Consider the following 21,244-nt stretch of genomic DNA (forward strand, 5'->3'; position numbering starts at 1 on the left):
GGGAAGAATACTGACGTTCAATGCGAAGGCGCTGATGCCGGGGCCGCCACCTAACCGGCTTGGTGGCTACCCAGCAGTTGCCCCCTCCCCCAGCCCCTCCCCCGCAAGCGGGAGAGGGGAGCTATTTAAAACGCAATATCCGGCGGCGGCGCCACCCGCAGCACCTCGGCCACAGTGGTGATACCGGCGGCCACCTTGCGCGCGCCGGAAAGGCGCAGGCTGTTCATACCCTCGCGCATCGCCTGGCGACGCAGCGCCTGGAGGTCGCAGTCGGCGGTCACCAGCGCCTGGATCGACTCGGTGAACGGCAGTATCTCGTAGATGCCCTGGCGGCCGCGGTAGCCGGTGTTGCGACATTCCAGGCAGCCCTCCGGGCGGTAGACGGTCTCCGGCAGCGGCGCCTTCCAGGGGCGCACCAGCGATTGCCAGTCCTCCTCGCTGACCCCGTCCTTGCGCTTGCAGGCCGGGCACAGGGTGCGCACCAGGCGCTGGGCCATGACGCCGAGCACCGTCGACTTGAGCAGATAGTGTGGCAGGCCCAGGTCCAGCAGGCGCGTGACCGCGGTGGGGGCGTCGTTGGTGTGCAGCGTGGAGATCACCAGGTGGCCGGTGAGCGCGGCCTGCACCGCCATCTGCGCCGTCTCCAGGTCGCGGATCTCGCCCACCATGATGATGTCCGGGTCCTGGCGCATCAGGGTGCGGATGCCGGCGGCGAAGTCCAGGCCGATGGAGTGCTGCACCTGGGTCTGGTTGAAACTCTCCTCCACCATTTCGATGGGGTCCTCGATGGTGGAGACATTCACCTCGCTGGTGGCCAGCTGCTTGAGGCCGGTATAGAGGGTGGTGGTCTTGCCCGAGCCGGTGGGGCCGGTGACCAGCACTATGCCGTTGGGACGGGACAGCATCTTCTGCCAGCGGGCCAGGTCGTCGCCGCCGAGACCCAGGTCGGCGTAGGAGCGCGCCAGCACCTCCGGGTCGAAGATTCGCATCACCAGCTTCTCGCCAAAGGCGGTGGGCAGGGTCGACAGGCGCAGTTCCACCTCGCTGCCATCCGGGCGCTTGGTCTTGATGCGGCCGTCCTGGGGCTTGCGCTTCTCCGCCACGTTCATGCGCCCGAGGATCTTCAGGCGGCTGGTGACGGCGGCGTTGACCTGGTCCGGCAGCTCGTGGATCGGGTGCAGCACGCCGTCGATGCGGAAGCGGATGCGCCCCACCTCGCGGCGCGGCTCGATGTGGATATCGCTGGCGCGCTGGTCGAAGGCGTGCTGCAGCAGCCAGTCGACGATATTGACGATATGCTGGTCGTCGGCGTCCGGGTCCTTGAGCTTGCCCAGTTCCAGCAGTTGTTCGAAGTTGCCGGCGGCGGAACTGCCCTTGAGGCCGCTGGCGCCGGAGATGGAGTTGGCCAGGGAGTAGAACTCGACACAGTAACGCCGGATATCCGCCGGGTCCGCCACCACCCGCTGCACGGCGCGGCCGCTGGTGTGCTCCAGTTGCTCCTCCCAACCACTCGTATAGGGCTGGGCCGTGGCCACCAGCAGCATTTCCGGGCTCGCCTCTACACAGAGAATCTGGTGGCGCTTGGCGAACTGGAAGCTCATCACCTCGGTCACCGCGCCCACGTTCACCTTGAGGGGATCGATATGGTAGAGGCCGTGGGAGGAAGTATCCGCCAGCCACTGGGTCAGGGTGGCCGCATCCAGCAGCTTGCCCGGGCGCTTGTGGTTCTCCAGTTCGCAGCTGGCGATATAGGAGAGGGGGTGCATCTGTGCCTGCTCGGCGGTGCGCGGCGTGCCGATCAGGCGGTTGGCATCCAGGCGGCTCACATAGCCCTGGGACACCAGGTCCTCCAGCAATCCCGGTAAATCCAGCAATCTGTCCGCCGCTCTGCTCACTGCCATTGGGGAAGCCCGTCACCTATTCTTTCTTATGCCCGAGGGCGCATTGTAGCTCTATCGACGACCTGCGACAGTGCACAATTCCCACCAGATTACCGAAATTGCATTGACTTGGGGTAACATGCCGCCCACTTCGAACCCAGAGCCCCATTTTAGGACCCAAAAAGGAGCTAATCATGCCCCTGTCCAATATCGCCAACCTGTTTGGCCGCTCGCCGATCAAACCGATCGAGAAGCATATGGCCACGGCCCACGAGGCCTCGGCGGACTTGATCCCCTTCTTCGAGGCCCTGATGCGGGGCGACCTGCCCGAGGCGGAGAAGATACAGCAGCGCATCTCCGCCAGTGAGAACCGCGCCGACGACCTCAAGAAGGACCTGCGCCTGCACCTGCCGGACAGCCTGTTCATGCCGGTGTCCCGCACCGACCTACTGGAACTGCTGCACGCCCAGGACGAGGTGGCCAACACCGCCCAGGATATCGCCGGCCTGGCCATAGGCCGCAAGATGCAGATCCCCGAAGCACTGCAGCCGCTGATGAAGACCTTCGTCGACAGTGCCGTGGCCACGTCCGAGCAGGCCCTGCGTGCCATCAACGAACTGGACGAACTGCTGGAAAGCGGCTTCGCCGGGCGCGAGGTGGATATCGCCCAACGCATGACCGAGGAGCTGGACGAACTGGAGCGCAAGTCCGACAAGCTGGAGGTGGAGATACGCGCGGCACTGTTCAAAATAGAAAAAGACCTGCCGCCGGTGGACGTGATGTTCCTCTACCGGGTCATTGAATGGGTCGGCGACCTGGCCGACCGCGCCCACAGCGTGGGTAACCGATTGCAGCTGTTGTTGGCGCGTTAGGGGGGCTAACCGTGGAAATTCTCAGTCAATACGGCACTATCCTGCTGATCCTGGCCTGTGTGTTCGGCTTTTTTATGGCCTGGGGCGTGGGCGCCAACGACGTGGCCAACGCCATGGGCACCTCGGTGGGCTCGCGCGCACTGACCATCCGCCAGGCGATCTTCATCGCCATGATTTTCGAGTTCGCCGGTGCCTATCTGGCCGGCGGCGAGGTGACCGCCACCATTCGCAAGGGCATCATCGATTCCGAGGTCTTCGCCGGGCACCCCGAGCTGCTCGTCTACGGCATGCTGTCGGCGCTGCTGGCTGCCGGCACCTGGCTGATGATCGCCAGTATCCTCGGCTGGCCGGTATCCACCACCCACTCCATCGTCGGCGCCATCGTCGGTTTCTCCGCGGTGGGCATCTCCACGGACGCGGTGGCCTGGGGCAAGGTGGGCTCAATCATCGCCAGTTGGGTGGTCTCCCCGGTGCTCGCCGGCGTCATCTCCTTCCTGTTGTTCCGCAGTGTGCAGCGGCTGATCCTCAACACCGAGGATCCCTTCGCCAACGCCAAGCGCTACATCCCCTTCTACATGTTTGCGGTGGGCTGGATGATCGCCATGGTCACCCTGACCAAGGGCCTCAAACACGTATTCAAGGACCTGGATATCAAGCTGGTCTTCTGGCAGGACGCGGGCATAGCCGCGCTGGTGGGACTGCTGGTGATGTTTGTCGGCATGGCCATGCTGAAGCGCATCAAGCGCGACCCGGCGCGGGAGAAGGACAACCGCTTCGCCAATGTGGAGCGGGTCTTCGCGATACTGATGATCTTCACCGCCTGCGCCATGGCCTTCGCCCACGGTTCCAACGACGTGGCCAACGCCGTCGGCCCGCTGGCGGCAGTGGTCAACACAGTGCAGAGCGGCGCGGTGGTGGCCAAGGCCACCATGCCCTCCTGGATTCTGCTGCTCGGCGGCCTGGGTATCGTCGTCGGCCTCGCCACCTACGGATTCAAGGTGATGGCCACCATCGGCAGGAAGATCACCGAGTTGACCCCGAGCCGCGGCTTCGCCGCCGAACTGGGCGCCGCCTCCACCGTGGTTCTGGCCTCCGGCACCGGCCTGCCGATCTCCACCACCCACACCCTGGTCGGCGCGGTGCTGGGAGTGGGCCTGGCGCGCGGTATCGGCGCACTGAACCTGCGCATGATCAGCACCATCGCCGTTTCCTGGGTGGTCACCCTGCCCGCCGGCGCCGGTATCGCCATTCTGTTCTTCTTTTTCTTCAAGGGCGTTTTTGGTTAACGGCGGCTGGCCACAACCGATCCGCTCTGATAAAAAGGGGAAGCCTTCTGCGCTTCCCCTTTTTTGTTTCCCCTGCGAAAAGGAATTTCCCATGCAACTGCCCATTTACCAGGCCGACGCCTTCACCTCCAAACTCTTCGGCGGCAATCCCGCCGCGCTGGTGCCGCTGCAGCAGTGGCTGGCGGATGAGCTGCTGCAGGCGATCGCCGCGGAAAACAATCTGGCCGAAACCGCCTTTACTGTGCCCGCCGCCGGCGGTTTCGAGCTGCGCTGGTTCACCCCCGCGGCGGAAGTACCCCTGTGCGGCCACGCCACCCTGGCGACGGCGCACCTGATGTGGACGGAACTGGACTGCGGCGAGGAAGTAATCCGCTTTTTTACCCAGAGCGGCGAACTGCGCGTGCGTCGCGCGGAGGAACTGATCGAGATGGACTTCCCGGCGCAGTCGCCGGAGGAGATTCCACTGGCGCCCGAATACGGGGTCGCCCTGGGCGCAGAGCCGCAGCGCGCGCTGGCCCGCGAGGGCAACAGCGACATGATGGTACTGGAGTTCACCGATGCGGCCGTGGTGGCGGAGCTGCAGCCGGACTTCCGCGCCATCGCGCAGCTCCCCTATCGGGGCGTCATCTGCACCGCCCCCGGCGACGGTTTCGACTGCGACTTTGTCAGCCGCTTCTTCGCGCCCGCCATCGGTATCGACGAGGACCCTGTGACCGGCTCCGCGCACACCCTGCTCACGCCCTACTGGGCGGAAAAACTGGACAGGGTCCGCCTGAATGCTCGGCAGATTTCCGCCCGCGGTGGCGAGATGGAGTGTGAACTGGCCGGCGAGCGGGTATTGATGCGCGGCCGGGCGATGACCTACCTGCGCGGGCAGATCACCCTCTAGGCATTACCAATAGTGATAGTGCAGCCGCTCATTCTTGCGCGGCCCGCGAATCTGCCAGATCAGCTCTATTTCCCCATCGTGCAGCAACAGCTCGGCGGTGTACTTGTCTCCGCCACAGATATGCGGCGCCGCCTGGCGAAAGCCGTGCTCGGTCACCGGCTGCAACTCGAACAGCAGCACCGGCGCGTCGCGGCGCAGGTGCTCGAGGCGCAGCGATGATCGCAGCAGCGTCCAGCGATAGCTGTTCTGCAGCTCCACCCCGCGCCCGTCGCTGTGGGTAAAGAGCGCCGCCTCGCGGAACAGCAGCTGTTCCCCATTCGCTCGCACCTCGACACTGCCGCGGCCGTGGCCGCGCCAGTCGGTAGCGGAGCCCGGGCCGTTGCTGGCGTTAAAGCTGAACTCGGTTACCCTTGCCAGCCGCGCCCACAGTTGCGCTATCGCTTTGGAATGATCACTGGCCACTGATAATTCACTGAATAAATGCCGTTACTGATTTTCACCACCCTGCTCTGGGCCTTCTCCTTCAGCCTGATCGGAGTCTACCTGGCCGGCCAGGTGGACAGCTATTTTTCCGTCCTGACCCGCGTGCTGCTGGCGGCACTGGTGTTCCTGCCCATGCTGCAGTGGCGCCGCTGTAACGTGCACACCGCACTGACGCTGATGACCATAGGCGCGATACAGCTGGGCCTGATGTATCTCTTTTACTACCAGTCGTTCCTGCTGCTCAGCGTGCCGGAGGTGCTGCTGTTTACCATTTTCACGCCGGTGTATATCTCCCTGCTCTACGACCTCCTGGCCGGGCGCTTCTCCCCCTGGAACCTGTTTGTCGCCGCGCTGGCGGTGCTGGGGGCGGCGGTCATCCGCTGGGATCAGTTGAACGGAGACTACTGGACCGGGTTTGCAGTCGTACAGGGCGCCAACCTCTGCTTCGCCACGGGCCAGGTCGCCTACAAACAGTTTATGCGTCGCGAGCAGCCCCTGCCTGCGCGGCAGACATTCGCCTGGTTCTTTCTCGGTGCCCTGCTTGTGGCTGTCACCGCCTGGCTGTGGCTCGGCAAACCCCGGTACCCGCAGACGACAGTGCAATGGGGCGTGCTGCTGTGGCTGGGACTGGTGGCCTCGGGCCTCGGCTTTTTCCTCTGGAACAAGGGCGCAACCCAGGTATCGCCGGGCACACTGGCGGCAATGAACAACGCACTGATTCCGGCGGGCCTGCTGGTGAATCTGTTAATCTGGAACCGCGACGCCGACCTCCCCAGGCTCGCCCTGGGCGGCGGCATCATTGTCGCGGCGGTAGTGATCAGCGAACTGCGCAATAAACGACAGGGAAGAAACCATGGCTAACGGCGCGATACCGGACCTGAAACAGCAGCTGCAGCAACTGGTGGCCTGCCCCAGCGTCAGCGCCACCGACCCCAAGCTGGATATGGGCAACCGCGGCGTGGTGGAGCTGCTCGCGGCCTGGCTGGAGACACTGGGTTTCGCGGTGGAACTGATGCCGATCGACGGCCGGCCGGACAAGGCCAATATGATCGCTACCTTAGGTAAGGGGGACGGTGGCCTGGTGCTGGCCGGGCACACGGATACCGTTCCCTACGATGAGGGTCTCTGGCAGTCGGACCCGTTCAAACTGGCCGATCGGGACAACCGCTTCTACGGCCTCGGCGCCACCGATATGAAGGGATTTTTCCCCATCGCCATAGAAGCGGCCAGGTCCTTCGTGGACAGGCCTCTGCAGCAACCGCTGATCATTCTGGCCACCGCCGACGAGGAGACGTCGATGGCTGGCGCCCGCGCCCTGGTAAAAGCCGGCCGCCCCAAAGCCCGCTACGCGGTGGTGGGTGAGCCCACCGGCCTGAAACCGATTCGCATGCACAAGGGCGCGATGATGGAGGCGGTGCGTATCACCGGCCAGTCAGGCCACTCCTCCAACCCGGCCCTGGGCGCCAATGCGCTGGAGGCGATGCATCAGGCCATCGGTGAACTGCTGAAGCTGCGCGGCGAATGGCAGGAGCGCTACCGGAATCCCGGATTTGCGGTACCCGTGCCGACAATGAACCTGGGCTGTATTCACGGCGGCGACAACCCCAACCGCATCTGCGGCTTCACCGAACTGCAGTTCGACGTGCGCCCGCTGCCCGGCATGGCGCTGGACGATCTGCGCGCAGAACTGGACCGGCGCCTGCACGCCTGTGTCGGGGACGAAAAAATCAAACTGGAGTACGCACCGCTGTTTCACGGCACCGAGGCCTTCGAGCAGGACATCCATTCGGAGCTGGTAAGAGTGGCGGAGAGGCTCACCGGACACAGTGCCGAGAGCGTCGCCTTCGCCACAGAGGCCCCCTACTTCAAGAGTATGGGCATGGACACCATCGTGCTGGGCCCGGGGGATATCGACCAGGCGCACCAGCCGGATGAATATCTCGGTCAGGAGCGGATTCTGCCGATGGTGGAAGTGCTGCGCGGGCTAATCGCGAGATTCTGCCTCTGATTCTTTTCGCATTCCCTCCCGCAGGGTGCGCCGTGCGCACCGCTCTGGGCCGGCGCGGGTTCCAGGCTTTCGGTGCGCGCGGCGCACCCTACGGCTGCCAGTCCGCAGGTTGAGCTGAGCGCAGCGAAGCCCAACGGTTGTCGCGGCGATGTTGGGGTTCGCAAAGCTCACCCCAACCTACGCGCACCCTACGATTGCCAGCCCCCAGTCCTCGACAATTTACGGTATATTCGACAGACGCCTGAACATATACGGAATATAAAGTTAGTGAGCGACAACAACGCCTCCCTGAACTGGTTTCGCCACGCCGCGCCCTATATCAACGACCTGCGCGGCCGCACGCTGGTGATCGGCCTTCCCGGCGATGCACTGGAACACGCGAATTTCCGCAACCTGGTGCACGACCTGGCTCTGCTCGCCAGTCTCGGCGTGCGCCTGGTGGTGGTGCACGGCGCGCGCGCGCAGGTGAATCGCGCCCTGGCCGAGCGCGGTATCGAAAACCAGTTTCACGGCAACACCCGCGTGACAGACCGCGAGACGCTGGAAGTCATCAAGGCAGCGGTGGGCAAGCTCCGCTTCGATATAGAGGCGGCCTTCTCCCAGGGGTTGCCCGACTCCCCCATGGCGCGCTCGGCACTGAAAGTGGTCTCCGGCAACTTCGTTACCGCGCGTCCCATCGGCATACTCAACGGCGTGGATCTGCGCTGGACAGGTTCGGTGCGGCGCATGGAAGTGAACACCATCGAACGGGCATTGGAACAGGGCGCACTGGTATTGCTGTCGCCGCTGGGCACCTCGCTCACTGGTGAACTCTTCAACCTGAACTACCTGGATCTGGCGACTGAAGCGGCGCGCTCACTGCGGGCGGAAAAGCTGGTGCTGTTTCGCGAGGCGCCGCAACTTCTGGTCGATGGCGAGACAGTGAATGAACTCAGCATAGTGCAGGCGGAACAGATGGCCGACCGGGTGGAGAGCGAGGCGCTGCGCTGTGCCATCGCCGCCTGCAATTCCGGCACAACCCGCACCCACCTGCTGAGCTACGCCCAGGACGGCGCCCTGGTGCAGGAACTGTTCCGCCGCGAGGGCGCCGGCACCATGATCTACCGCGACAGCTACGAGGTGATTCGCCGCGCGCGCATCGAGGATGTGGGCGGTATCCTCGGCCTGATCCGCCCGCTGGAGAAGCAAGGCATCCTGGTGCGCCGCTCGCGGGAGAAACTGGAGGCGGAGATAGACCACTTCACCCTGGTGGAGGTGGACGGCACGCCGGTGGCCTGCGCGGCCCTCTACCCGATACAGGACGAACGCGGAGAGGCGGTCGCGGCAGAGATCGCCTGCGTGGCCATCCACCCGGATTTTCGCGGCGGCGGCCGCGGCGCCAAGCTGCTGCACCACCTGGAGCGCCAGGCCGGTGTGTTGGGACTGAAAGAGCTGTACGTACTGACCACCCAGACGGAGCACTGGTTTATCGAACAGGGCTTCGGCCAGGTGGCGGTGGCGGACCTGCCGGCGTCGCGGCAGTCGCTGTACAACATCCAGCGCAATTCGCGGGTCCTGCGCAAGCGGCTTGCTTCATAACTCAAGTTTCGGAGCTCACAAGCCGCGGCCGCTGGGCGGGATAGTTTTTCCTCCCCAGCGGTTCAGCAAGATAACCATCCTAAAGCTGTGCACAGGCCACAGGGTCTGCGCGAAACCATCCCTGCCAGAAGCTTTTTTTGTTAAGCTGTCGCTCCCATTTTGTACAGCCGGATTCAAGCCATGCCCCAGTATCGCTCCCGTACCTCCACTGCCGGTCGCAACATGGCCGGCGCCCGCGCCCTGTGGCGGGCCACCGGTATGAAGGACGACGACTTCCAGAAACCGATCATTGCCATCGCCAACTCCTTCACCCAGTTCGTGCCCGGCCATGTGCACCTGAAGGATATGGGCCAGTTAGTGGCGCGGGAGGTAGAGCGGGCCGGCGGCGTGGCCAAGGAATTCAACACCATCGCCGTGGACGACGGCATCGCCATGGGCCACGACGGCATGCTCTACAGCCTGCCCAGCCGCGAGATCATCGCCGACTCGGTGGAGTATATGGTCAACGCCCACTGCGCCGATGCGCTGGTGTGCATTTCCAACTGCGACAAGATCACTCCCGGAATGCTGATGGCGGCGCTGCGGCTGAATATCCCGGTGATCTTCGTCTCCGGGGGCCCCATGGAGGCGGGCAAGACCAAGCTGGCCGAGCACAAGCTGGACCTCGTCGATGCGATGGTGATCGCCGCCACCGACTCCGCCTCCGACGAGATGGTGGCCGAATACGAGCGCTCCGCCTGCCCCACCTGCGGCTCCTGCTCCGGCATGTTCACCGCCAACTCGATGAACTGCCTGACCGAGGCACTGGGCCTGTCCCTCCCCGGCAACGGCACCCTGCTGGCGACCCACGCGGACCGCGAGCAGCTGTTCCTGCGCGCCGGCCGCGAGATAGTCGCCCTGGCCAAGCGTTACTACGAAGGCGACGACGACAGCGCACTGCCGCGCAGCATCGCCAACCGCGCCGCCTTCGAAAACGCCATGGCCCTGGATATCGCCATGGGCGGATCGACCAACACCATTCTGCACCTGCTGGCCGCGGCCCAGGAAGGCGAGGTGGACTTCACCCTGGCGGATATCGACCGCCTGTCCCGCAAAATTCCGCAGCTGTGCAAGGTGGCGCCGAACACGCAGAAATACCATATCGAGGACGTGCACCGCGCCGGCGGCGTTATGGCGATCCTGGGCGAACTGGAGGCGGCCGGCCTGCTGGACGCCTCCCTGCCGACGGTGCACAGCGCTTCCATGCTCGAAGCGCTGAGCCAGTGGGATATCCGCCGCACCGATGACGCGTCGGTGCACGACTTCTTCCGCGCCGGCCCCGCCGGTATTCCGACGCAGACCGCCTTCAGCCAGAACACCCGCTGGCCCAGCCTCGACGGCGACCGCGAGAACGGCTGTATCCGCTCGGTGGAACACGCCTACTCCGCCGAGGGTGGCCTGGCGGTACTCTTCGGCAACCTGGCCCCTAACGGCTGTGTGGTGAAGACCTCCGGCGTGGACGAGGCGCTGTGGAAATTCGAGGGTCCGGCCCATATCGTCGAGAGCCAGGACGCCGCGGTGCGGCATATCCTCGACGGCCAGGTGAAGGCCGGTGAGGCGGTGATAGTGCGCTACGAGGGCCCCAAGGGCGGGCCGGGGATGCAGGAGATGCTCTACCCGACCAGCTACCTGAAGTCCAAGGGGCTGGGCAAGTCCTGCGCATTAATCACCGACGGGCGCTTCTCCGGCGGCACATCCGGCCTGTCCATCGGCCACGTGTCCCCGGAGGCCGCTTCCGGCGGCGCCATAGGGCTGGTTGAAAACGGGGATACCATCCGCATCGACATACCGGCGCGCACAATCGAAGTCCTTGTCAGCGACGAGGAGCTGCAACTGCGCCGCGGGGCGATGCAAGCGAAAGGCGCGGACGCCTGGAAACCCGCCGAGGCGCGCCCGCGCAAGGTGAGCAAGGCGCTGAAAGCCTATGCGCTGCTGGCCACCAGTGCCGACAGGGGCGCGGTGCGGGAGATCGATGAATAGCCTTACTCAATGTAGGAGCGGCGGGGCGGCCATCCGCCCATGGCCGCGATCGAGCTACCCGAATACTCCTGGACATGGATCGCGGCCATGGGCCGCTCCCGGCCGGACCGCTCCCGGCCGGACCGCTCCTACAGCCTACTAATCCGCCATTTTATATCTGATCCGGTTGCGCACCCCGTGGCGCTCCACCGGTACGCCGTCATCCAGCTGCGGCTGGTATTTGAACCTGGCCGCTGCCGCAACCGCGGAGCGGTTGAAGATATCCGTTGGATTGCCGGCGCTGTCGTAGCCCGCCACCGCGCGCACATCCCGGACGCTGCCGTTTTTTGTGATGGTGAACTCGACCACTACATAGCCCTCGATGCCCCGCCGCAGTGCTGCCCGGGGATAATTCGGTGCCGGCTTGAAGAAGGGCAGCGGATCCCGGCTGACGCTGATGGTCGGCCCGCCATCGTCGGTGGGCGCGGGGGGCGCTATGGTGATGGTGGGGTCCACTTCCGTCACCCGGGTTTCAATCGGCGGTGCGACCGGTTGCGGCGGCGGATTCACAGGCCTTACCGGCGGCTGCACTATCTCCTCCGTGCGATTCAATTCCGGCAGCACAACCTCCTGTACCTTCGGCAGTGGATCGTGCGGTGGCGCCACGTAATCGGTGGCGATCAAGCGGCTCATGGCGAACACCAGTAACACGGTGATCGCCGCTGCCAAGACGAAACTGCGACCGTAGAGCGCAAGTTGATGAAAGGAAAAAACAAAGGGATTGGCCAAGGTAGTGGAAAGTGGCGAATAAGCTCTATCCATAACACCTCTCCTGTTTATTGTTAGGGTGTCGAATCGGCAGCCCACCCCTCATTGGGACAGGTGCCGGCGTTGGAAAAAGCTGATCAGCTACCTTTACTATTTAGTCGATTTATACGAATTTGCAAATAATTCGCAATCGCAAGTACATTTTTTAATCAAAACCGAGTTCAAATAAAAAGGCCGCACATTTCTGTGCGGCCTTTTCGATGAGAAGTGTGGCAATCGTTAAATTGCCAGCTGCTCCTCGCGCTTCTTCTCGCTCTCGACGAAAGCAATCCACTGGGTGGCAAACTTCTCGGAGCGCTTATCCTTTTTCGCTGCCTTGAGATGCTTCAGTGCGCTGTCGTACTTCTTCAGGTTGGTGTTGGCCATACCCAAGACGATGTACAACTGGTCCGGGCGCTTGATGCCGCCTTTCTTCAGCGCCTTGCTGCCCATTTCGATGGCTTTCTCATTCTTGTCCAGGTCCAGGTAAATGCCGGCCAGACGTGAATAGATATCACCCTTGTCGGACAGCTGGGCTGCGGCTTCCAGTTCGGGGATCGATTTCTGCAGCTCCTGGGCCATCTGGTACGCCTGGGCCAGGGTTTCCAGATTCTTGGAGGTGCGCTTGATCTTCTTCTCGTCGAGCCCCTTCTTGATCACCTTGGCGCCCTTGTAGGGTACCTCGTGCCCCATGAAGAGATAGGCCATATTCAGCAGCTCTTTCTCTTTCTGCAGGGCGCCGGCGATATAGGCCGCTTCCATCATGTGCAGCTGGTCTTTCTCGCGCTTCAGCTCGCCGTACATACCCGCAAGCTGCTTGTAGTACTCGCCTTTCGGGTAGTGCTTGACCAGCTTCTCGAGAATACTGGTTACCTTCTTGTAATCATTCTTCTCATAGTAGAGGAAACGCTGCAGGCCGAACCAGTTCTCCTTCGGCACCTTGCCCTCTTTCTCGTACATCGACACCGCGGTGTTGATGTCCGAGAGCGCCCTGCCGTTATCACCCTTCTGGTAATAGGCCTGGCCGCGCAGGGCGTAGGAATCCGCAGTGATCTGGTCCTTGTCGGCGGCGGCGAACCACTTGTTCAGGTAGTTGATCGCCTGGTCGTAGTCCTCGGTCACGAAATACAGCTGGGCAACGGTCAGCAGCGTACCCACTTCCAGTGCCACCGGCAGGTTGGCTTCACCCTGCTGCAGCACCTTCTTGTAGTAGGTGATCGCTTCCCGGTACTTCTCCATGCTGTAGTAGACGAAGCCGTAGAAATAGTACATCTGCGCTATTTCATAGCCGTTGTAATTGCTCTTGCCGGCTTCCATTTCCCGCAGCGCCGCCAGCGCTCCGTTCCAGTTCTGCGCGTCGGCCGCCTCCTGCACCTTGCCCAGCTTCTTGAACACATTCTCCCGCATCGCGGGCACTTTACGTGTCTTCTCCTGGGCCTCGGCCTTGGCGAAGGGCGCTTCGACGCCGGCCGCTTCCAGCACGGTGACACTCACCGCCGGTGCCAATACCAGGGGCAACGCCACCGCGGTCCGCAAAGAGCTGCGCAAGACGAACTTGGACAGACCTTTCGTCATGGTCGTCATATTCATAGTTGCGTCCTCTTTAGTTCTTGGCCATGTTGAAGCTGATCTTGGTTTTCACACCAGGTACTTCGATCGCCTCGCCGTCGACCACCCGCGGCTTGTACTTGTACTTCAACGCGGACTTGATCGCCGCAGAGTTGAAGATGCTGGTGGGGTTGCCGTCCAGGGTGAAGGCCTCCACCACGCGCGGGTCGCGCACGGAACCGTTCTTGGTCACGGTGTACTCGACAATCACATAGCCCTCGATGCCCCGCTGAAGTGCGCGGCGCGGATACTGCGGCTGCACCTTCACGATGGGCAGGTAGTCACCCTCGCTGAAGGCTCCGCCCAGACCACCGATCTTCAGGTCTGCACTCGCACGCGGTGCGGACATGCTGATGGCGTCATCCAGGTCCGGCTGGTCGAATTCGGGCTCCGGCATTTCCGGCGGCGGGGTTTCCGGCTCGTCGGGCTTGTCCGGTTTGCTGGTGTCGTATTGGGTTTCGATCTTCTGCTCAGGCATCACCACATCGGCAACCTTGATTCGCTCCTCCTCATCGGGAGCCCCAAGGTTTGCCGCAATCAGCTGATGCATGGTGAAGATGAGGCCGAAGGTAGTGGCTACCGCCAGCGTACCCGCCCCTAATAGTCTTACCGGATTCATAGCTGTTAACTCTTTTCTGTCGCGACCGAAACTTTCTCGATACCAATCTTCCTGGCGGCGTCCGCAATCAGGGCGACCTTCTCGATACTCGCTTCCTTATCGGGCTGAATTACCAACCACCCTTTCGGGTTTTCGGCGTAGAGGCGCTCCAGGGTGAGTTTCACCTGGCGCTCATCGACTCTCTCCTTGGCAATCCAGATTTCGTCGTTTTCGTTGATCGCTACCAGAATAGAGGTGGTCTTGAGTTCAGCCTGTGTCGCTTCCGGCTTCAACACATCGACACCTGGTTCCTTGATAAAGGTGGCGGTGACGATAAAGAAGATCAGCATGATGAACACCACGTCCAGCATGGGCGTGAGGTCGATAGCACCTGCTTCTTCTTCTGCCGTATTTTGATTTCTGCTCATAGCAACTCTCTTAGCAACTTTCTCGGCGGGGCCGCGGAGAGCCCCGGCGGAAGTTTCTGGCTTGGCTAAACCTTCGCGGCAAATAGAGCCAGGCTGTATCTGCCGCCTGTGGTGCCTTAGTGATCCATCGTCAGATGGTCTTCCAGCAGCTGGGTTTCGCGCTGCGCCTTGCGGGTGATGTAGGTGTTGGCAAATACGCCAGACAGTGCCGCAACCATGCCCGCCATTGTCGGGATAGTCGCCATGGAGACACCGCTGGCCATCTGCTTGGCATCACCGCCGCCGGTAATCGCGAGAACATCGAACACGTTGATCATGCCCCAGACGGTGCCCAGCAGCCCGAACAGGGGCGCCAGGGCCACACAGGCCTGGATCATGTCCATATTGTCCTGGATCTTCTCGGATACCCGGGAAATCAGCGCTTCGCGAATGCGGTGGGCATTCCAGGATTTGCGCTCGGAGCGCTCCTCCCACTGGTCCACCGCACCTTGAACGTCTTCCTTCAACGATTTGTGGAAGTAGAAGACCCGCTCAAAAATCAGCGTCCACATAAAGAAGGTCAGGCCGGCGATCAGAAACAGTACTGGCCCGCCCGACGCCATAAAGGCGTTGACGGCGGCCCATGCGTCAGTCAATGCGTGCATGTTGCCGCCCTCCTGTTATTTACGCTCAGTGTTTTCCGCCACGATACCGGCGCTCTGCTCATCCAGGATGTGCAGGATGCGCTTGGCGCGGCCGTTCACGACGGTGTGCATCAGTACGGTCGGGATGGCGACACACAGACCCAGTACTGTGGTTACCAGTGCAGCGGAGATACCGCCCGCCATGGCTGTCGGATCGCCGGCGCCGAAGATGGTGATCGCCTGGAAGGTCTGGATCATACCGGTCACGGTACCCAGCAGACCCAGCAGCGGGGCCACCATGGCGATGATCTTCAGCAGGTTCAGGCCGGACTCGATGGCCGGGCGCTCTTTCAGCACCGCCTCTTCCATCTTCAGCTCCAGGGTTTCGCCGTCCACACCCTTGTTCTCTTCGGCAACGGCCAGTACACGACCCAGCGGGTTGTTGGTATTGGCAGAGGAAGAACGCAGTTGGGCGTTGACCTTGGCACTTACGCCGGACAGCACGATCAGGCGGAAGATGGCCAGCAGCATGGCGACCACACCGACGGCGGTGATGATATAACCCACCGGGCCACCCTGATGCCAGCGCTCGACCAGGCTCGGGCTGTTGATCATGGCCTTCAGGTAGGAGCCGCCGGTCGGGCCAGTCGGGTCGACGCCGAAGGGACTGAAGCCGGAAGTGGCGCTCTGCAGGTTCTCGGCCATGCTCAGGTACTTGCCGTCGGGCTGGCGGACCAGCTCGGCCAGTTTATGGGCGTCGTTCATTTCCAGGTACTTGCCGTTGGAAACGATGTTGAAGTTACCAACACGCACCACTTCCTGCTCGGCCTGCTCGCCGTCGGGCTTGATCACGGTGGTGTTGAACTTGACTACCTTGCCGGATTCGATGGTCTCGCGCTGCATCTCGTACCACAGACGCTCGATTTCCTCGATGGTCGGCAGTTTGGTATTGGAGCTCATTTTCGCGAGCAGCTGATCGAGAAACTCGGTGCGGCCCGGGTACTGGGCAGACACCAGGGAGCTGTCGATATTGGCGCGCAGGTCGGCGGCGGTGGAGCTCATGTGACCAAAGAGCTCTTTCAGGGAGCCCATGCGCTCGTCCAGCTGCTGGCGCTTCTGCTGAACCATCACTTCCTGCTCCTGGTACTTGGCTTCCAGGCGCGCGGAGCGCTCTTCTTCAGCGGTGCGGGTGTTCTTGGCCTGGGTCAGCAGGGCCTGCTGGTTGGCCTTCTGGCGACGGAAATCCGCTTCGCGCTGCTTGTGTTCCTTGGATTCGGCAATCTTGGACTGCTGAACCATCTTCAGCAGCTGGTCCAGGGAAGAGGCCTTGTCCTGGGCAACGGCGGAGACACTGATCAGGCCAGCCGCTGCTGCAACTAATACGCGTTTGGCGATAGAGGTTTTCATTGCGCTGCCTCCGGAGCCGGAATCGGCATGGTCATGATGTCAGTAGTGGCCTGCTTCTTGGCAATTTTCAGGCCGTTCATGAGGGCGCGGCGGTATTCGCCGGCGTCGATCTCGGTCCAGGCCTTCTGCTCTTTGTCGTAGGCCAGGGAGATCTTGGAGTCGGTGGTCTGCGCCAGCAGGGCGATACGACCGATCTGCAGTACGTTGACTTCGCGATCCTGACCGTTGACGTTCAGGGTATCGCTGTAGCTGTCGATCTTGCGCGCGTACTCGGCTTCGAAGTTGTACAGCTCCAGTACCTGGCGGAATTTCTCCGCAACAGTGACATCGGAGCGGTCCATATTGTTCTTCACGCCCTCGAGGTTGGCCATGCGCTCTTCAATCTTGAAGGGCATATCCAGCTCGACGAACTGCTCCAGGCCTTCCAGCATACGCAGGATCAGCGGCTGGATCTGGCGCTCGATCACGGTGACGTTTTCGATGGACTCGTCCAGTTCCTTGATCACTTCCAGCTGGTTGGCCAGCTGCTTTTCGAGCTGGCGGTTGTAGACGCGCAGCCCCTCGATTTCCTTGTTTACCACCTTGAAATCCTGCAGCAGGCTGCTGGTCTCTTCGGCAATCTTGTCGATGCGCTTCTGAGAGGCCTGAGCAGCAGTGGTCTTCTGCTGGCCTACGGCGAGGACGTTATCGAGAGTATCCGCAGTGGCTACGCTGCCGTAGAGCGCGCCGGCAGAGAGCGCAGTGGTCAGCGCCACAGCCATGAATCGCTTGGTTTTCATTAGACCCCCCAGTGGGTTCAATATTTCACAACATGGTCGCGATGAGTTAGCTGCCACAACGCGGTGTCCTTTTGTTTTAAAAACAGTGGTGTGAAGACAGCTAAGAGCCGCACATTGTAAACAGCCGATTTGATTATTCAAATGCCGATTGACAGTATCGGCCCGCATGGGTAGCAAGGTAACAACCGGGTAACAAACCCGGGTCACATGCACACATTTGCGGCGGCGCTCCCTGTGTGAGCAGTGGTGAAACTTACCAGAATGATCAACTTTTAATCAAGTTGTTTTTATTTTGACCTGTCATACTGAACTAAACAGTAGCTATATTCGTCCCTGTCGGACACCGGGTAACATTCGCGACCACTTTCGCGCCAGCAGTCATCCAATACCGGGAAGAAGGCATCCCCCTCCACCTCGGCATCCACCTCGGTGATATAGAGGCGCGCCGCCCGCGGCATCGCCTGGCGGTAGATCTGCGCCCCGCCGATCACCATCACCTCGCCGGCGCCGGTCTCGGCGGCCGACTGGCGGGCCATCTGCAGGGCCTGCTCCAGGGACGTCGCAGACTTTACCCCATCGGCGCGCCAGTCGGGGTTGCGGCTGATCACAATATTGTCGCGCCCGGGCAGGGGGCGGCCGATGGACTCGAAGGTCTTGCGCCCCATGACCACCGGCTTGCCGAGGGTGGTGCGCTTGAAGAACTGCAGGTCCCCGGACAGGCGCCAGGGCAGCTCGTTGTCCCGACCTATGGCGCCGTTGCGGGCGACGGCGGCGATCAGGGCGATTGGAACGTCCTTCATCGCAACTACTCACCCCCTCGGGACCGGGGACCCGGGTAAAAATGCCAGAGCCCGGTGCTGAGGCCCTGATGCCGGGGGCCATTTGGGAAATGTTTGCCGATGAGGCTTTTTCCCAAATGGCCACCGGCAGCAGGGCCGCCTAGGACTTTCTTACTGGCAGCAGGAAAGGGGGCTGTAGTTACCTTCATCTATATACCTAATACCTATGGATGGGGCCGCGGGTGCCACACAACTATACCGCCACCGGCGCCGGGATATGCGGATGCGCCTCATAGCCGCGCAGTTCGAAGTCCTCGAAGCGGAAGGCGAAGAGGTCGGTCACTTCGGGGTTGAGGTGCATCTGCGGCAACGGCAGCGGCCGGCGACTCAACTGCTCCTCCACCTGCTCCATATGGTTGGAATAGAGGTGGGCGTCGCCGAAGGTGTGGATAAACTCCCCCGGCTCCAGGCCGCACACCTGCGCGATCATCAACGTCAGCAGGCTGTAGGAGGCGATATTGAAGGGCACGCCGAGAAAGATATCCGCGCTGCGCTGGTACAGCTGGCAGGACAGCTTGCCGTCTGCGACGTAGAACTGGAAGAGCGCGTGGCAGGGGGCCAGGGCCATGCGCCCGGCGCGGGCATTGTCCGCCGGGGACACCCCCTCGTCCGGCAGATCGGCCGGATTCCAGGCGCTGACGATCAGGCGGCGGGAGTCCGGGCGGCTCTTCAGCTGCTCGAGCAGCTGCGCTATCTGGTCGATATGGCGGCCATCCGGCGCCGGCCAGGAGCGCCACTGGCGACCGTAGACAGGCCCCAGGTCACCCTCCCCGGTGGCCCATTCATCCCAGATTCGCACGCCGTGCTCCTTCAGGTAGGCGATATTGGTGTCGCCGCGCAGGAACCACAACAGTTCGTGGATGATCGAGCGCAGGTGGCACTTCTTGGTGGTGATCAGCGGAAAGCCCTCGGCCAGGTCGAAGCGCATCTGGTAGCCGAACACGCTCAATGTGCCGGTGCCGGTGCGGTCGCTCTTGCGGGTGCCGTTATCGCGCACATGGCGCATCAGGTCGAGATACTGCTTCATTTACTGCGCTCCCCCTTTCGCCTGAGTGCGGCCTTCCGGCAGCGGCTGGGTGCGGTAGCTCCACACCAGCAGGGCTATGCCGGCGGCGATCATTGGCAGGCTCAGCTCCTGGCCGCGGGTCATCCAGCCGAACAGCTCGAGACCGATATGGGCGTCGGGTTCGCGCACGAACTCCACCGAGAAGCGGAAGATTCCGTAGAGGGTCAGGAAGAGGCCGCCGACGGCGAGGCGCGGGCGCGGCTTGCTGGAGAACCACCACAGCACCGCAAACAGCACCAGCCCCTCGAGGAAGGCCTGGTACAGCTGCGAAGGGTGGCGCACCAGCAGCTCCGGATCCCGCGGGAACACCATACCCCAGGGCACATCCGTGGGGCGGCCCCAGAGTTCCTGGCCAATAAAGTTGCCGATGCGGCCGAGCCCGAGGCCGATTGGCACCAGCGGCGCGACAAAGTCGATCAGGGCCGGGAAGGTGGTGCCTATCTTGCGGGCGTAGAGGGTCGCGGCCAGCATCACGCCTATCAGGCCGCCGTGGAAGCTCATGCCCCCCTCCCACACCTTGAACAGGGACAGCGGGTCGGCCAGCAGCTCGCCGAAGTTATAGAAGAACATATAGCCGAGGCGCCCCCCCACCACGACGCCGATGGCGCAGTAGAGGATCAGGTCCTCCACTTCCGACTTGATCACCGGCGACCAGGGCTTGGCTGCGCGCCTCAGCGCGAGCCACCAGGCGGCGACAAAGCCGGCCAGGTACATGAGACCGTACCAGTGCACTTTCAGCGGACCGATGGCCACGGCCACCGGGTCGATTTCGGGGTAGGGGATCATGGAAACTTCACAGTTGTTGGCAAGTGCGTTGAGTTGGGCGAAATGTTACCAGCTAAACAGGGGGAGAGTAATGCGGAATGCGGAATGCGGACAAATCTGCCGGGAGCAGATTTGCACAGCCGAAGGCTGCCCGCGAAGCGGGTGAAGCGCAGGGGCGCACTTCATGAATGCGGACAATCTTAACTGTCACCGCTACCATTCCGCATTAACGCAGCACATCCCTGTGCTGCACCCCTGCGGGGCAGCCTTCGGCTGCTCAAATCGGCTATCCTGCCGTTTTGTCCTCATTCCGCATTTCCACCATGTGCCTATTGTTATTCGCCTATCGCTGTCACCCCCGCTACCCGCTGTTGCTGCTGGCCAACCGCGACGAGTTCTACGACAGGCCCACGGTGCCGGCCGCCCCCTGGGAGGAAGGGGGGATGGTGGCCGGGCGCGACCTGCAGGGGGGCGGCACTTGGGCCGGCATCGCCCGCGGTCGCGCTGCAGCGGTTACCAATATCCGCGAACCCCAGGTGCCCACCCCACGCAATCCGCTGTCCCGCGGCGATATACCGCGGGATTTCCTGCGCGGCAACACAGCGCCGGGCGACTTCGCGATGAGCCTGGATGAGCAGCGCTACCGTGGCTTCAACACCCTGATGTTCCAGCTAGGAGCGGACAGCGAACTGGTCTGTGCCGGCAACCGCCACCGCCCTTTCTCCTTTACGGACGGCGTGCACGGCATCTCCAACGGCGCCCCCGACGCCCCCTGGCCCAAGGTCGAGAAAGGCAGGGCCGGTGTGCGGGGGCTGCTGCAGCGCATGGGCGGCGAAATCACCGAGGACAATTTCGTGCGCCCGGCCCTGGCGCTGCTGCGGGACAGAACCCCGGCGCGACCGGAGGATCTGCCCGACACAGGGGTGGGCCCGGAACTGGAGCTGGCCCTGTCGCCGGTATTCGTGCAGATAGACAGACGCGATGACTTCCCCACCACCGCGGCCGGCGGTGAGACCGGCGGCTACGGCACCCGAGCCAGCACCCTGATCGCCATCGACAGCCGCGGCGTCAGCCGGATCTGGGAACAGAACTACGACAAGGGTGAGCCATCGGGACCGCTGCGTCACTTCACTCTCGACTAGCCCCGCTCCGGGCGGCCCTGCTGCCGGGGACCGTTCGCTCAACAGCCTCATCGGTCTATCTACCAGCCGCAGACGCTTTTCCCGAACGGCCCCCGGCATCAGGGCCTTCGCACAGAGCTGCGGTGTTCTTCCCGAATCCCGATAGCGTCAAATGAATCCAGCGCCAAGCAAATCCCGGATTTGTTGCC

The 21,244-nt window shown here is 62.6% G+C and carries 20 protein-coding genes; 8 read left to right on the plus strand and 12 right to left on the minus strand.

Going from position 1 to position 21,244, the window contains the following annotated elements; genetic code table 11:
* Window positions 1-125 precede the first annotated feature (125 nt).
* Entirely contained in the window at window positions 126-1,901 is a 1,776-nt protein-coding gene (gene tfpB, locus AC6R19_RS05380) for a type IV pilus assembly ATPase TfpB (protein WP_500578680.1), read from the minus strand.
* A gap of 173 nt (window positions 1,902-2,074) precedes the next feature.
* On the opposite strand from tfpB, the gene AC6R19_RS05385 reads away from it, so the two are divergent.
* The 3 genes from AC6R19_RS05385 (at window position 2,075) to AC6R19_RS05395 (ending at window position 4,927) form a co-directional block, all read left to right on the plus strand.
* The gene (locus AC6R19_RS05385) at window positions 2,075-2,752 is read left to right on the plus strand and encodes a TIGR00153 family protein (RefSeq protein ID WP_500578681.1); all 678 of its coding nucleotides are present in this window, start codon (window positions 2,075-2,077) and stop codon (window positions 2,750-2,752) included.
* Window positions 2,753-2,763: 11 nt separating this feature from the next.
* On the plus strand, window positions 2,764-4,038 hold the full coding sequence (locus AC6R19_RS05390) for an inorganic phosphate transporter (RefSeq protein WP_500578682.1): 1,275 nt from the start codon (window positions 2,764-2,766) through the stop codon (window positions 4,036-4,038).
* A 91-nt stretch (window positions 4,039-4,129) separates the two neighbouring features.
* Window positions 4,130-4,927 carry a PhzF family phenazine biosynthesis protein gene (locus tag AC6R19_RS05395; RefSeq protein ID WP_500578683.1) on the plus strand — a complete coding sequence of 266 codons (798 nt, stop codon included), beginning with the start codon at window positions 4,130-4,132 and terminating at the stop codon, window positions 4,925-4,927.
* 3 nt (window positions 4,928-4,930) lie between these two features.
* On the opposite strand, the gene AC6R19_RS05400 is transcribed toward AC6R19_RS05395, so the two are convergent.
* The gene (locus AC6R19_RS05400; protein WP_500578684.1) at window positions 4,931-5,389 is read right to left on the minus strand and encodes a DUF6314 family protein; all 459 of its coding nucleotides are present in this window, start codon (window positions 5,387-5,389) and stop codon (window positions 4,931-4,933) included.
* Window positions 5,390-5,407: 18 nt separating this feature from the next.
* Between AC6R19_RS05400 and AC6R19_RS05405 the strand changes: the two genes are divergently transcribed.
* The 4 genes from AC6R19_RS05405 (at window position 5,408) to ilvD (ending at window position 11,015) form a co-directional block, all read left to right on the plus strand.
* On the plus strand, window positions 5,408-6,271 hold the full coding sequence (locus AC6R19_RS05405) for a carboxylate/amino acid/amine transporter (protein ID WP_500578685.1): 864 nt from the start codon (window positions 5,408-5,410) through the stop codon (window positions 6,269-6,271).
* Complete coding sequence (gene argE / locus AC6R19_RS05410) at window positions 6,264-7,418, plus strand: acetylornithine deacetylase (protein ID WP_500578686.1); 1,155 nt, start codon at window positions 6,264-6,266, stop codon at window positions 7,416-7,418. The genes AC6R19_RS05405 and argE overlap by 8 nt, the downstream gene beginning before the upstream one ends.
* 267 nt (window positions 7,419-7,685) lie before the next feature.
* Window positions 7,686-8,996 (plus strand): amino-acid N-acetyltransferase, encoded by a 1,311-nt coding sequence (gene argA, locus AC6R19_RS05415; RefSeq protein ID WP_500578687.1) that lies wholly within the window; start codon window positions 7,686-7,688, stop codon window positions 8,994-8,996.
* Window positions 8,997-9,176: 180 nt separating this feature from the next.
* A complete protein-coding gene (gene ilvD / locus AC6R19_RS05420; RefSeq protein WP_500578688.1) occupies window positions 9,177-11,015 on the plus strand; it encodes a dihydroxy-acid dehydratase in 1,839 nt (612 codons plus the stop codon).
* A gap of 138 nt (window positions 11,016-11,153) precedes the next feature.
* Here ilvD and AC6R19_RS05425 read toward each other — a convergent pair whose 3' ends face one another.
* From AC6R19_RS05425 to lgt, 10 genes are all read right to left on the minus strand, one after another.
* Window positions 11,154-11,816: an energy transducer TonB gene (locus AC6R19_RS05425; protein ID WP_500578689.1), complete on the minus strand. Its 663-nt coding sequence runs from the start codon at window positions 11,814-11,816 to the stop codon at window positions 11,154-11,156.
* Between the two features lie 225 nt (window positions 11,817-12,041).
* Window positions 12,042-13,391, minus strand: coding sequence for a tetratricopeptide repeat protein (locus AC6R19_RS05430; RefSeq protein WP_500578691.1), 1,350 nt, complete (start codon window positions 13,389-13,391; stop codon window positions 12,042-12,044).
* A gap of 13 nt (window positions 13,392-13,404) precedes the next feature.
* A complete protein-coding gene (locus AC6R19_RS05435; RefSeq protein WP_500578692.1) occupies window positions 13,405-14,028 on the minus strand; it encodes an energy transducer TonB in 624 nt (207 codons plus the stop codon).
* A 5-nt stretch (window positions 14,029-14,033) separates the two neighbouring features.
* Window positions 14,034-14,435 (minus strand): ExbD/TolR family protein, encoded by a 402-nt coding sequence (locus tag AC6R19_RS05440; protein ID WP_500578693.1) that lies wholly within the window; start codon window positions 14,433-14,435, stop codon window positions 14,034-14,036.
* 116 nt (window positions 14,436-14,551) lie between these two features.
* On the minus strand, window positions 14,552-15,079 hold the full coding sequence (locus AC6R19_RS05445; protein WP_500578694.1) for a MotA/TolQ/ExbB proton channel family protein: 528 nt from the start codon (window positions 15,077-15,079) through the stop codon (window positions 14,552-14,554).
* Between the two features lie 15 nt (window positions 15,080-15,094).
* The gene (locus AC6R19_RS05450; RefSeq protein WP_500578695.1) at window positions 15,095-16,465 is read right to left on the minus strand and encodes a MotA/TolQ/ExbB proton channel family protein; all 1,371 of its coding nucleotides are present in this window, start codon (window positions 16,463-16,465) and stop codon (window positions 15,095-15,097) included.
* Window positions 16,462-17,244 (minus strand): DUF3450 domain-containing protein, encoded by a 783-nt coding sequence (locus AC6R19_RS05455; protein ID WP_500578696.1) that lies wholly within the window; start codon window positions 17,242-17,244, stop codon window positions 16,462-16,464. Before AC6R19_RS05455 ends, AC6R19_RS05450 begins: the two co-directional genes overlap by 4 nt.
* A 287-nt stretch (window positions 17,245-17,531) precedes the next feature.
* Complete coding sequence (locus AC6R19_RS05460; RefSeq protein ID WP_500578698.1) at window positions 17,532-18,044, minus strand: dihydrofolate reductase; 513 nt, start codon at window positions 18,042-18,044, stop codon at window positions 17,532-17,534.
* Window positions 18,045-18,276: 232 nt separating this feature from the next.
* Entirely contained in the window at window positions 18,277-19,110 is an 834-nt protein-coding gene (locus AC6R19_RS05465; protein ID WP_500578699.1) for a thymidylate synthase, read from the minus strand.
* Complete coding sequence (gene lgt, locus AC6R19_RS05470) at window positions 19,111-19,935, minus strand: prolipoprotein diacylglyceryl transferase (protein ID WP_500578700.1); 825 nt, start codon at window positions 19,933-19,935, stop codon at window positions 19,111-19,113.
* 302 nt (window positions 19,936-20,237) lie between these two features.
* Here lgt and AC6R19_RS05475 point away from each other — a divergent pair, with 302 nt between their 5' ends.
* Window positions 20,238-21,056 (plus strand): NRDE family protein, encoded by an 819-nt coding sequence (locus AC6R19_RS05475; RefSeq protein WP_500578701.1) that lies wholly within the window; start codon window positions 20,238-20,240, stop codon window positions 21,054-21,056.
* Window positions 21,057-21,244 lie beyond the last annotated feature (188 nt).

The sequence above is a fragment of the Microbulbifer sp. SE14 genome, assembly GCF_059834885.1.

Bases quoted from the DNA above. Each gene is read 5' to 3' on its own strand.
- lgt (WP_500578700.1), bottom strand. From the start codon at position 19,935: ATGATCCCCTACCCCGAAATCGACCCGGTGGCCGTGGCCATCGGTCCG.
- AC6R19_RS05430 (WP_500578691.1), bottom strand. From the start codon at position 13,391: ATGAATATGACGACCATGACGAAAGGTCTGTCCAAGTTCGTCTTGCGC.
- tfpB (WP_500578680.1), bottom strand. From the start codon at position 1,901: ATGGCAGTGAGCAGAGCGGCGGACAGATTGCTGGATTTACCGGGATTG.
- AC6R19_RS05425 (WP_500578689.1), bottom strand. From the start codon at position 11,816: ATGGATAGAGCTTATTCGCCACTTTCCACTACCTTGGCCAATCCCTTT.
- AC6R19_RS05435 (WP_500578692.1), bottom strand. From the start codon at position 14,028: ATGAATCCGGTAAGACTATTAGGGGCGGGTACGCTGGCGGTAGCCACT.
- AC6R19_RS05475 (WP_500578701.1), top strand. From the start codon at position 20,238: ATGTGCCTATTGTTATTCGCCTATCGCTGTCACCCCCGCTACCCGCTG.
- AC6R19_RS05450 (WP_500578695.1), bottom strand. From the start codon at position 16,465: ATGAAAACCTCTATCGCCAAACGCGTATTAGTTGCAGCAGCGGCTGGC.
- AC6R19_RS05385 (WP_500578681.1), top strand. From the start codon at position 2,075: ATGCCCCTGTCCAATATCGCCAACCTGTTTGGCCGCTCGCCGATCAAA.
- AC6R19_RS05395 (WP_500578683.1), top strand. From the start codon at position 4,130: ATGCAACTGCCCATTTACCAGGCCGACGCCTTCACCTCCAAACTCTTC.
- AC6R19_RS05445 (WP_500578694.1), bottom strand. From the start codon at position 15,079: ATGCACGCATTGACTGACGCATGGGCCGCCGTCAACGCCTTTATGGCG.
- AC6R19_RS05455 (WP_500578696.1), bottom strand. From the start codon at position 17,244: ATGAAAACCAAGCGATTCATGGCTGTGGCGCTGACCACTGCGCTCTCT.
- AC6R19_RS05465 (WP_500578699.1), bottom strand. From the start codon at position 19,110: ATGAAGCAGTATCTCGACCTGATGCGCCATGTGCGCGATAACGGCACC.
- ilvD (WP_500578688.1), top strand. From the start codon at position 9,177: ATGCCCCAGTATCGCTCCCGTACCTCCACTGCCGGTCGCAACATGGCC.
- AC6R19_RS05440 (WP_500578693.1), bottom strand. From the start codon at position 14,435: ATGAGCAGAAATCAAAATACGGCAGAAGAAGAAGCAGGTGCTATCGAC.
- AC6R19_RS05405 (WP_500578685.1), top strand. From the start codon at position 5,408: ATGCCGTTACTGATTTTCACCACCCTGCTCTGGGCCTTCTCCTTCAGC.
- AC6R19_RS05460 (WP_500578698.1), bottom strand. From the start codon at position 18,044: ATGAAGGACGTTCCAATCGCCCTGATCGCCGCCGTCGCCCGCAACGGC.
- argE (WP_500578686.1), top strand. From the start codon at position 6,264: ATGGCTAACGGCGCGATACCGGACCTGAAACAGCAGCTGCAGCAACTG.